Source organism: Mycobacterium sp. E735, from assembly GCF_001666955.1.
In the GTDB taxonomy this organism is placed as follows: Bacteria; Actinomycetota; Actinomycetes; order Mycobacteriales; family Mycobacteriaceae; genus Mycobacterium.
Genome location: NZ_LZIX01000237.1, coordinates 1 through 10,338 on the forward strand (window position 1 = coordinate 1; position 10,338 = coordinate 10,338).

At 67.5% G+C, this 10,338-nt stretch carries 11 protein-coding genes; 8 read left to right on the forward strand and 3 right to left on the reverse strand.

Annotation, left to right across the window (positions count from 1 at the left end):
- Both A5704_RS19275 and A5704_RS19280 read left to right on the forward strand, forming a co-directional pair.
- Window positions 1–1,071, forward strand: a 1,071-nt coding sequence (locus A5704_RS19275; RefSeq protein WP_067890527.1) for a TDT family transporter, incomplete at its 5' end; no start/stop codon positions are given.
- A 210-nt stretch (window positions 1,072–1,281) separates the two neighbouring features.
- Window positions 1,282–1,461 (forward strand): hypothetical protein, encoded by a 180-nt coding sequence (locus tag A5704_RS19280; protein WP_067760351.1) that lies wholly within the window; start codon window positions 1,282–1,284, stop codon window positions 1,459–1,461.
- On the opposite strand, the gene A5704_RS19285 is transcribed toward A5704_RS19280, so the two are convergent.
- Entirely contained in the window at window positions 1,462–2,946 is a 1,485-nt protein-coding gene (locus tag A5704_RS19285; RefSeq protein ID WP_067760349.1) for an amidase, read from the reverse strand.
- A gap of 62 nt (window positions 2,947–3,008) precedes the next feature.
- On the opposite strand from A5704_RS19285, the gene A5704_RS19290 reads away from it, so the two are divergent.
- From A5704_RS19290 to A5704_RS19310, 5 genes are all read left to right on the forward strand, one after another.
- Entirely contained in the window at window positions 3,009–3,875 is an 867-nt protein-coding gene (locus tag A5704_RS19290) for an alpha/beta fold hydrolase (protein ID WP_197499183.1), read from the forward strand.
- Window positions 3,876–4,037: 162 nt separating this feature from the next.
- Window positions 4,038–4,685: a trypsin gene (locus A5704_RS19295; protein ID WP_067760347.1), complete on the forward strand. Its 648-nt coding sequence runs from the start codon at window positions 4,038–4,040 to the stop codon at window positions 4,683–4,685.
- A gap of 150 nt (window positions 4,686–4,835) precedes the next feature.
- Window positions 4,836–5,303: a lipoprotein LpqH gene (locus tag A5704_RS19300; RefSeq protein WP_067890530.1), complete on the forward strand. Its 468-nt coding sequence runs from the start codon at window positions 4,836–4,838 to the stop codon at window positions 5,301–5,303.
- Between the two features lie 40 nt (window positions 5,304–5,343).
- A complete protein-coding gene (locus tag A5704_RS19305; RefSeq protein WP_067760343.1) occupies window positions 5,344–6,321 on the forward strand; it encodes an MAP_0585 family protein in 978 nt (325 codons plus the stop codon).
- Window positions 6,322–6,399: 78 nt separating this feature from the next.
- The gene (locus A5704_RS19310; protein WP_067890534.1) at window positions 6,400–6,639 is read left to right on the forward strand and encodes a hypothetical protein; all 240 of its coding nucleotides are present in this window, start codon (window positions 6,400–6,402) and stop codon (window positions 6,637–6,639) included.
- Between the two features lie 10 nt (window positions 6,640–6,649).
- Here A5704_RS19310 and A5704_RS19315 read toward each other — a convergent pair whose 3' ends face one another.
- Window positions 6,650–7,543 carry a lytic transglycosylase domain-containing protein gene (locus A5704_RS19315; protein WP_067760393.1) on the reverse strand — a complete coding sequence of 298 codons (894 nt, stop codon included), beginning with the start codon at window positions 7,541–7,543 and terminating at the stop codon, window positions 6,650–6,652.
- Between the two features lie 1,048 nt (window positions 7,544–8,591).
- Window positions 8,592–8,795, reverse strand: a complete 204-nt coding sequence (locus A5704_RS19320) for a cold-shock protein (protein WP_067282851.1) — start codon at window positions 8,793–8,795, stop codon at window positions 8,592–8,594.
- A gap of 305 nt (window positions 8,796–9,100) precedes the next feature.
- Between A5704_RS19320 and A5704_RS19325 the strand changes: the two genes are divergently transcribed.
- The gene (locus A5704_RS19325) at window positions 9,101–9,883 is read left to right on the forward strand and encodes a DUF732 domain-containing protein (protein ID WP_067760341.1); all 783 of its coding nucleotides are present in this window, start codon (window positions 9,101–9,103) and stop codon (window positions 9,881–9,883) included.
- The last annotated feature ends 455 nt before the right edge of the window (window positions 9,884–10,338 follow it).

The following is a 10,338-nucleotide window of genomic DNA, read 5'->3' on the forward strand; positions in this document are numbered from 1 at the left end:
TTCGCCTCGGTGATGGGCACCGGCATCGTGGCCATCGCCGGCGCCACCCTGCCCGTCCACGTGGTCGGGTTGCGCGCATTCGCCCAAGTGGTCTGGGTGATCGCCGCCGTCCTGCTCGTCGCGCTGATCGTCCTGGTGGGCGGTCACTGGCTACGTCACCCCACCGTGGCCCGTACCCACGCGCGCAACCCGCAGATGGCGCACTTCTATGGCGCGGCACCCATGGCCCTGATGACGGTGGGTGGGGGAGCGGTGCTGGTCGGCAGGGACCTGATCGGTGGGCGCATCGCCGTCGACCTGGATTGGGTGCTCTGGACCGGGGGCACGCTGGGCGGGCTGTTCACCGCGGTGAGCATTCCCTACCTGATGTTCACCCAGCACAATGTCGAGCCCGACGCGGCGTTCGGGGGCTGGCTGATGCCGGTGGTTCCGCCAATGGTGACCGCGGCCATGGGGGCGCTGCTGCTGCCACACATGACGGCGGGCACCGGGCGCGAGACCATGCTCTTCGGCTGCTACGCGATGTTCGGGCTGTCGTTGCTGGCTTCCCTGAACATCATCGCGATGATCTGGGCCCGCCTGACGCTGTACGGGACGTCAGGCTCGGCGCGCGTGCCCACGCTGTGGATTGTGTTGGGCCCACTCGGGCAATCCATCACGGCCGCAGGTCTTTTGGGGGCCTGCGCCGGACTGGCCGTTGATCGCGAACTGGCCGAGGACCTGAACGCCTTCGCGATCCTCTACGGAGTCCCGGTCTGGGGCTTCGCGGTGTTGTGGATCGCGCTGGCGACCGCGTTGACCGTGCGCACACTGCGGCGCGGGATGCCGTTCGCCCTGACGTGGTGGAGCCTGACCTTCCCGGTCGGAACGTTCGTCACGGGCACCTCCCAGCTCGCCGGCCACACCCACCTGCCCGCGTTCCGGGTGGCCGCGGCCGTCGCGTACGCCGGGCTGCTGTTCACGTGGTTGCTGGTGGCTGTGCGGACCGCTCGCGGGAGCTTGCGCGGAAACCTGCTCAAGCTGCCGCCGAGCAACGTGCCGGTCAAGGCCAGCAAGGAACCGGTGTCCTGACCAAGGCCGTGGGCGTTTCGATCCCCCGGGTCGGCGGGTAGGCCTCCATGAGCCGATCGGAGGCTCGGTGTCGGACACCAGCGGGCCGCCGGGGCGCGGCACCGGCCAGTGGCACGTCCGAGCGGTTCACGCCGGTCGAGCCGCCGCAACGTTTGACGCCGGCAGAACCGTCTGGGGCGCAAACACGAAGCTTGACCAAGGAGGTTAAGGATGCGCGCTGAGGAAGGCGACGAAACCGTCAAGGACTACGCCGCGGAGGGGAAACAGGCTCTCGGCAGGATCAAGTCATCCCAACGGTCGGGCAACCGGTTTGGCGACGTCGCCAAGCGGTTCGCCAGGCTTTGGGGAGGCGACCGCGCGGCCGAAGACGGGCCCGGCGAACCGGGCTAGTCACACCGACGCCGGATACCGGTGAGCCCACGGGCTCGCCTCTTCGAGTTGGGCCGCCAACCGGAGAAGATCGCCGTCCGCGCCGAGCCGGCCCACCAACTGCACACCGAGCGGGAGTCCGATGCCGGTCCAATGCAGCGGCACGCTTATCGCGGGACGCCCGGTGAGGTTGGCCAGCTGCGTGTAGGGCACCCAGCCCAGGCTCTCCTGGATCAGCTGATCGAGAATCCCACTGCGCGCCATGACTTTTCCCGCATGCAGCGTGCTCGCGACGCGGGCCACCCGTTGCAGAAGGCGCGGCGTCGCGGTGGCCCCGATGCGCAGCGGCGGGGTCGCGAGAGTTGGGGTCAGCAAGCAGTCGAAGCTTTCGTGGAACGTGGCCAGGCACCGGATGTGCTCGTTGCGGTTTTCCAGCGCGAAGATAGGTGCCAAAACGCCGGTGGCCCTGGCGAGTTCACTCACGGCCAAGGTGTCGGCCTCGAAATCGCGGTCGCGGGCGCCGGTGCGTTTCCTGGCGTCTGCGACATGGTGGTAGAGCTGCGCGAACCAGATGGTGAGGAAGTCACGGGCCAGGGCGGCGTCGTCGTACGGGGGCGGCACCTCCTCGACGTGATGCCCCAGATCGTTGAGGAGGCTCGCCGCCCGTTCCACCGCGGCGACGGATTCCCGGTCGGGATTCGGGTTGATCGCCGAGGACCAGGAGTACCCGATCCGCAGCGCGTCCGGGCGACCCTTGATGTGATCGGCGAAAGTGCCTCGCGGAAGGGCGACTTCGTAAGCCGCATGCGGATCACGGCCGACGATCGCGTCGCATAGCGCGGCGCTGTCACGTACGGTGCGTGAAACCACACCCTGGGTGACCATCCCGAACATCGGCTCGCCCGTCTGCGGGCCGTAGGGCGACAGGCCCCTACTCAGCTTGAGGCCGACGAGCCCATTGCAGGCGGCGGGGATGCGGATCGATCCGCCTCCGTCGTTGGCACCCGCGGCCGGAACGATCCCGGCCGCGACCGCCGCGCCGGACCCGCCCGAAGATCCGCCCGGAGTGTGCCCGGTGTTCCACGGGTTGCGCGCCGGACCCCAATAATCCGATTCCGTCACGCCCTTGGCCCCGAACTCGGGGGTGTTGGTCATCGCGAAGATCACCAGTCCCGCGTCCAGGAACCGCTGAGTGACCAACGCGTGTCGGTCGGCCACGTCGTTGGCCAGCGACCGGGAACCGCTCGAGGTCGGAAAGCCGCGGTACTCCTGAGCGAGGTCTTTGATCACGAAGGGCACGCCGGCGAACGGCCCGCTCAGGTCCGGATCGGCCGCCCGGGAGTCCGCGACGTCGCCCAGCCGGCGAACGATCGCGTTCAACCGTGGATTGACCGCGTCCGCTCGTTGCCTCGCCAGTGCGAGAAGTTCGGCGGCCGTGATCTGCTTCGCCGCCACCAGTTCGGCCAACGCGGTCGCGTCCAGGGACATGTACTCGTCAAGGTTCATCGTTTTCTCCTCCGGACGCCCCGGTGCATCGTATTGAAGCGGCTTAGTATCACCAGATGCCGATGGCAGTCGAACCGTTTTCAATCCAGGGGCCCGGTGGCGTCCGAATCGTCGCGGACCGACTGGGTGATCCTGACGCGCGGGCCGTGGTGTTCCTGCACGGCGGCGGACAGACCCGCCGCTCGTGGGGCAAGGCCGCTGCCGCCGTCGCGCAGCGCGGCTGGCAAGCCGTCACCGTCGACCTGCGCGGCCACGGCGAATCCGACTGGTCCGACGAGGGTGACTACCGTGTCGTCAGCTTCGCCGGCGACGTCGAGGAGGTGTTGGGCACCCTGCCGCCGCAGCCGGTACTCGTCGGCGCCTCTCTGGGTGGGTTCACCTCGATGCTGCTCGCGGGCGAGCTCGCGCCGGGCATCGCGAGCGCGGTCGTCCTGGTCGACATCGTCCCGAACATGGACCAGTCCGGGGCCAATCGGATCCACGCCTTCATGTCCGAGCGGGTGGAATCGGGCTTCGCCTCGCTTGACGAGGTCGCCGACGCCATCGCGGAATACAACCCGCACCGGCCGAGGCCGACCGATCTGGACGGGTTGACCACGAACCTGCGCCGTCGCGGCGATCGCTGGTACTGGCACTGGGATCCCCAGTTCATCAGCGGGACCGCGGCTTTCCCGCCATTCGAGGTCACCGACCCCGATCGGATGCACGCGGCAGTCGACGCGATCCTGCGCGGCGGCGTGCCGATGCTGTTGATCCGGGGCCAGATGAGTGACCTCGTCAGCCAGGAACGCGCCGACGAATTCCTGGAGCGCTTCCCACAGGTCGAGTTCACCGACGTTCGCGGTGCGGGGCATATGGTCGCCGGTGATCGCAACGACATCTTCGCCGACGCCGTGCTGGGCTTCCTTGCCCGTCATGTCGGCGGGTGATCGTCGCTTCCTGGACGAAAGTTGTTGCCTCTTACAGTATCCACTGCGTTTTGTCGCCCTAGTCAATATGCTGCGGTGCGATGCCGCCTTCGGCGAACCACCCAGGCGGCTGAAACCCGCTGGCGCTGTTAACATGCTGCCCGACACTTCAAGAGAGGCGGCGTGGCCATGCGGTGGTTGCGAGGGTTGGGCTTGGTCGGTGCTGTGGTCGTCGCCGCGACGACGCTGGCGAACCCGGCGCGAGCCGACGGCGGAGTGACGCCGGGCATCAAGGTGGAAGACGAAAACAGCTCGTGCACAGCGGGTTTCGCGGCCCAGGGCAATGACGGCAGTTATTACCTGATGACCAGCGGCCACTGCGACGCCCATGACGGTTCGTTGTGGACGTACGGGAATGACGTTCCCCTGGGCAAGATCACCGCCAGCGAGAAAGAGGGCGACACGAAGGACGCCGCTATCATCCTCCTCGACCCGAGCGTCGGTGCGCCGTCGGGTGATGTCGGCGGCAGGTACGTGGTCCGGGATGTGTTGAGTGCGCAGCAGATTCGCGAAGGTATGCCTTTCTGCAAAGTTGGCGCGGTTACCGGTGAAACCTGTGGTTTCGTCAAACACGTCGAGAATGGGGTGGTAACCGCCAGCGTGTTCAGCCTCAACGGCGACAGCGGCAGCCCGGGCTTCGTGAAGAACCCCGACGGCACCGTGAGCGCGGTTGGCCTGCTGATGTCGTCACCCGACGGCGACGACTACACGACCGACTTCGCGCTCATCGATCCGCTGCTCGGCAGCTGGGGATTACGCGTTCTCCCCTGAGAGATGCCGCGTCCCCTGCGTCTTTAACCCAGCGTTTACGACGGCCGGGCACCGGGTATCCGGCGTCCCGCGACGTCGGTGAGGGCTAGCCACGTTGGGGAAGCCAATGAGTTGTGCAGTGCGACACCAGCGACACGAAGGGAAGCATTAGTGAAGCGTGGGATTGTCGTCGGCGTGGCGGGCGTGGCCGTGGTGGCCGCAGCATGCGCCGGCTGTTCGAGCAACACGTCAAGCACGGGGTCGTCGGGCTCGTCGACGCCCTCGGCGTCCGGCCCACAGGTCATCGTCGACGGTCAGACGCAAAACGTCAGCGGCCAGGTCACGTGCACCCCGTCGGGAGACAACACCAACATCGGCATCGGTGATCCGACGGCCGGGGTCGGCGCGGTGGTCAGCAACGCCAATCCCCCCATCGTTCATTCGGTCGGGCTCGGCAGCGTCAACGGCATCACGCTCGGCTTCTCGGACGCGGCTCCCAACCAGGGTGGCAACGCGGGCGCCGCGGTGAACGGGAAGGCCTACGCGATCAAGGGCACAGCGACCGGGCTCGACATGAGCAACCCGCAGCAACCGCAGCAGGTGACCAAGTCATTCGAGTTGAACGTGACATGCCCGTAGTGCAGGCGATCGATAGCCAAGAGGGGACGCAGCTATGTCTATGAAACGTGTCGTCAGTGCGGCGGCGGTCGCGGCGGGGTTGAGCCTCTCCACGGTCACGCTGAACGCGGGCTCGGCCTTCGCGGCCCCACTCGACCCCCCACCGCCGTGCCCCGGTTGCCATGGCGGTGGCGGCGGGGGAAACCCCGGCGGCGGTGGCGGAGGAAACCCCGGCGGCCAGCAGGGCGGCGGCCCCGGCGGCCAACAGGGCGGTGGTCCCGGCGGCCAGCAGGGCGGACCCGCTGGAGCGCCGGGCGGGCAGAACAATCCACCCCCGGGTGGGCATGGTCAGAGTCCGCCCCAGGGTGGCCAGAACAACCCGCCGCAGCAGGGTGGGCCGAACAACCCGCCGCAGCAGGGTGGGCCGAACAACCCGCCGCAGCAGGGTGGGCAGAACAATCCGCCGCAGGGCGGCCAGAACTCGCCGGCGCCCAACGAGCACTGGCAGAACCCGCAGCAGGGCGGCCCGGGCAACCAGCCGGGCGACCAGGGCCAGAACGGTCCCGGCGGACAGCCCAACTCGCCGGCGAGCGGGCACAACCCGCCACCGCCGGAGGGCAGGCAGGCCCTCAACCCGCCGAGCACCCAGCCCCCGCACCAGCCGTACGTTCCGCGTGGGACGTACGTCAGCGGCAACGCCCAAATAGGCGGACCCGGCGACGCGCGGGCGGGTTTCAGCATCGTGGATCACGGGGCACCGCCCCCGCCGCCGCCTCGGGGGCACGGCTGGAACGACGGTCCTGCGCCCGGCCACCCGCCGCCCCATTGGGTGGGCGCGCCCCCTCCCGGGGGCTGGGACGGTCCGCCGCCCCCTGGTGGCTGGAACCGCCCGTGGTCCGGGCCGCCGCGCGACGTCGTCGTCGCGCAGGCCGATTTCGGGCCTTTCCAATACGACAGCTACACCGCCATCCCGGTCTTCAACTGGCAGTTCGGTGGTTGGGGCTTCTGGTACATGGGAGTCTGGGTTCCGCTCTACTGACGGTTCGACGGGCGCAGCCGGCTCGGCCGGCGTGCCCGTCGTCGGGCGGCGATCCGGAGGTCATGGCAGGCTCCGGGCATGGATGTGCGAGAAAACGTCCGCCGAGCCATCGACGTGATGACGGCGTGGACGTCCTACAGCGGCAACGAATTCGCCTGGAACCGGCTCGTCGAGAACGTCATCGACGAGCCGGATGGCGAAATCATGCTGCTGATGGGCTTCGTCAACCTGGCCGGCGAGCTGGGGATCAAGCTGGAGAAGGCCACGGGTCAAGACGTGCGATCGCACCTGCAGGACATCGCCCTGAAGTACCTCTGATCGACGCGGGCTACTGCGGGTGGGTCGCCAGATACTCCTCTACCGGGATCGGGGACGGCGCCTCGTATCCGATCGGGAGCAACACATCCCCGGCGGTGGTGACGTAATAGACGTCCCACCGGTAGTAGGTGGGGAAGGCGGCGGGATCATTCGCGATCAGTGCGGCGTATTGGTCCACCGCCCGGACGTATTCGTGGGCGTGGTTGTAGCCGTAGATGGCGCGGGCGGGGTCGCCGGCGAAGCCGTTGGCGGCCAGAAACCGGCCCGCCGCCATGATGCTGTCGCGCGGGGAGTGGACGTCACCACCCTGCCCGTAGGTGGCGAACGTTGACGGCAAGAACTGCATGGGTCCTTGCGCGCCCGCGGTGCTCACGCCGTTGATGCTGCCGAAGCGCGTTTCGACCAGGTTGATCGCGGCCAGATAGTTCCAGCCGACTCCCGTCTCCGCTTCCGCCGCGTGGTAGTCGCCCACCAGTTCGTCGGCGGGAATGGGAGGCTCGATCCGCCAGGCGGGCAGCGTGCCCTTGGCGGGCGTCATCGCCTGGAGCTGGCGACGGGCATCGAGGTTGCGGTCGTATACGTCGGCTAGCTCCGCCGGGATGCGCGGACGCGCGACCGAATCCCATTCGGGGTGCCGCGCGATGGCGCGATAGGCCGCCTGCTCGCGGTGCGCCGCTGCTACCAATGCCGGCTCCGGCGTCGACGAGTCACGCAGCGCGCGCTCGTCGGCGACGAGGTCGTCGGCCAGCTGAGCCGGGTCCGACGCCAGTTGGGGCTGCGCGCCGAGGGGTGGATTCGGTTCTGCCGCAACGGTTCTGGACGCGACAGGAGCCGCGGCCGCGGTGGTCGTGGAAGTCGCGATCGGCTTGGCCGTCGACACCGAGCAGCCGACGAGGGCGAACATGGCCGCGCCCAGCAGCGGCGCAGCGACTACACGGATCAAGTTCACAGTGGACACTTCCGTCGATTGCCCTGAACAGTCTTCCGCATGTCGCAGCGTGACATCAATGCGGTGATCGATATCGGCGCGGTCCCGGCCGGCGAAATCGGTCGGGAAGGGCTTCAAGTTGCGACGAGCGGCCAGTCATTTCACACTTGAAGCTTCCCGGCAGACAGGAAAAGTTGCATGCCTGACGCACCGGCAGAATCGTTCGCAAGACGTACCGGCCGGGCTTCGGGCCGGGTGACGAGGTTCGTCCCTCGACTCATGGGGCCGGTGATGATCGCGGCAACCATGACCGCATTGGTCGCTCCACCCGAGACGCTCCCTCAGTTGCCGCCGGGATGCGCGATCGGTTGGACGATGGTGGGGGGTGTGTTGATCTACGTGCCCGACTGCTCGCATCGCTCGCCGGCTCCGCCACCCCCGCCGGACGGACCGCCGCCCGGTCCCGTTCCGCCTCCGCCTGAGTAGGCGCCGCAAGTCGGGTCATCGGGCCGTTGGTAGGCGCCGAAATTGCTGTGCCAGAACGGAACTGACGATCTGAAGCCCTCAGGGGGGTCGATCAAGATTGCGTCGTGGAGGCGGAATCCTTCTTGGGTCCGTCGGAGAAGATCGGAAATTGCACCGGTTCCGAATCACCAGCGGCGTGTGTCACGGCCTCGGGCTCGTAGCGGTGCGAAAACAGATCGGATGTCATAAGGCGGGGTCCTCTTGGGTTTGGCTTCGGCCCGACATGCGGGTGGGGCGAAGGGGGATCGATTCGTAGATGCGCTCATCTGCACAAGGAAATGGCTACGGGGCAGTGCGAACAGAACTGCTTCCACCAATCTACACGCCCCCGGGAACCGCGCCTCTTGATCATGTTCGAAAGGGGGGTCCTCCTCGGCGGAGGCGGCGCCGTAGGGCTGCCCGGCGTCCGGCCCGCCGCCGGACGCAAGCCGCGACCCCCCTCAACGCGCTGTGGGCTGGCGGGAAATCACCCACCAGCCCACTTGGGGTAGAACTCGCACTAGACGGCAGTTACTCCGACTGCCTGCGGACCCTTCGTCCCCTGCTCGATATTGAACTCGACTCTCTGGTTTTCCTCGAGGGATCGGTAGCCCGTCCCCTGGATCTCCGAGTAGTGGACGAACACATCTGCTGCGCCGCCGTCCGGAGCGATAAAGCCGAAGCCTTTTTCGCTGTTAAACCATTTCACAGTTCCCTGTGTCATACCTTCAACTTCTCTCATTTTCGAACGGATGCCGACGGGCATCCCCGGGCAGCCTAGCATGCCCGGCCCCGGCTACCCGTAATGCGGTGCGGCAGAGGGTTTTTCATGCCGCTTTCAGGGCTTACGGGTGAACCTGCCCTGGCGGCGAGACTCGCCGTGTCGGCGCATGTTCGAGGCTTCCGGCGGATGCCTCGCGGCCGCCCGGCGGCCGGGGCGAAGGCGGCGGTGTACGTGCGCCGCCTTCCGCTGGTCGGTCGCCTGTTTCGGGACTTGTGCCATGGTGCTGACACTCTCAGACTGGTGATATGCGCGACCGCGAGACGATCGATTCAGAATTGCGGCGCATCGCCCTTGGGCGCCGATCGGTTCGCGAGCGCGGCGGTCAGCCATCGTCCCGAGAGATCGACGAACTGCTCGACGAGCTCCTCGCCCACAGCACAGTGACCACTCGTCCCCACCCCGAAGACATGCGTGAAAGCGAGACGGTCGCCGACGTGCGGGGCGCCCGCGGGTTCGGCACCAAGCTCCGCGGGCTCGGGGGTGTGCGGCGCCGATTGAGTCTTCTCGCGGCGTTGCCGCTCTCGCTGGCCGCCCTCGCCGCCGCGGTTGTGGTGATGTTCGCGGTCCACCAACGGGATTCATCGGCGCAGCCGACCGAAACCCCGCCGTCGGCGGCGGCGCCGCCAAGTCGCATCGCGCCGGCGGCACCAGCTCCGCGGATCGAGATTGCCGACATGGCGTTCATCGCCGCGTTGAAGCATGAAGGCGTACCGTTTCCCAGTCAGGAATACGTAATGACCCAAGGGCATGCGGTCTGCGACTTCCTGGCGCACCAACCCAATTTCGCCGATGCGGTCGCATTCGTGCAGCGGTCATCGATTTGGGACGCCGACCAAAGCGCGGAAGTCACCGCCGGTGCCATCGTCGCGTACTGCCCCAAGTCTCAACCTGCAACGCCGGATGACATGCAGCCGGCGTATCAGAATGTTCTCTCCGATCTGCAGGCGATCGAAGGAAAGTTGCAAGGCATTCAAGGGGATCTGCAAGGCGTCCAGGGAGACCTCGAAGGCATTCCCGGCCACCCCTGAACCATTCCGCGTCTTCGCCCGGCGTGGGCACGTTTGGCGGCGGATCAGGGCCGTTCGACGTGCGGCTGTGGACACGGGCCGGCACCTGCGGCGGCGGGCCAAAAAGGGCATTTTGGCCTCTTTCGCAGCAACGCGGCGCGGCCTACGATTTGCCTGCACGGAGATTTGTGATGGTCAGCATGGCTAATCGTTTGGCACTCAGTGGGCCGGCCGCACTCGCGCTGGTTGTCATCATGACGGCGTTCTCGCCGCCGGCAAGTAACGCTGCTGAATGCGGCGTAGGCACCGTCTACGACGCACCGTCCGATAGCTGTGTGGTTCTCGCGCAGGCGCCCCAGCCCGTAGCGCCACCTCCGCCGGCCCAGCCTCCGCCCCCGGAAGCTCCGCCGCCGCCTCGGCGTCGGTTATCTGGCCACCTCGCGGCCAATGGCCCCTTGAGTAGAACCGGGCGCAAT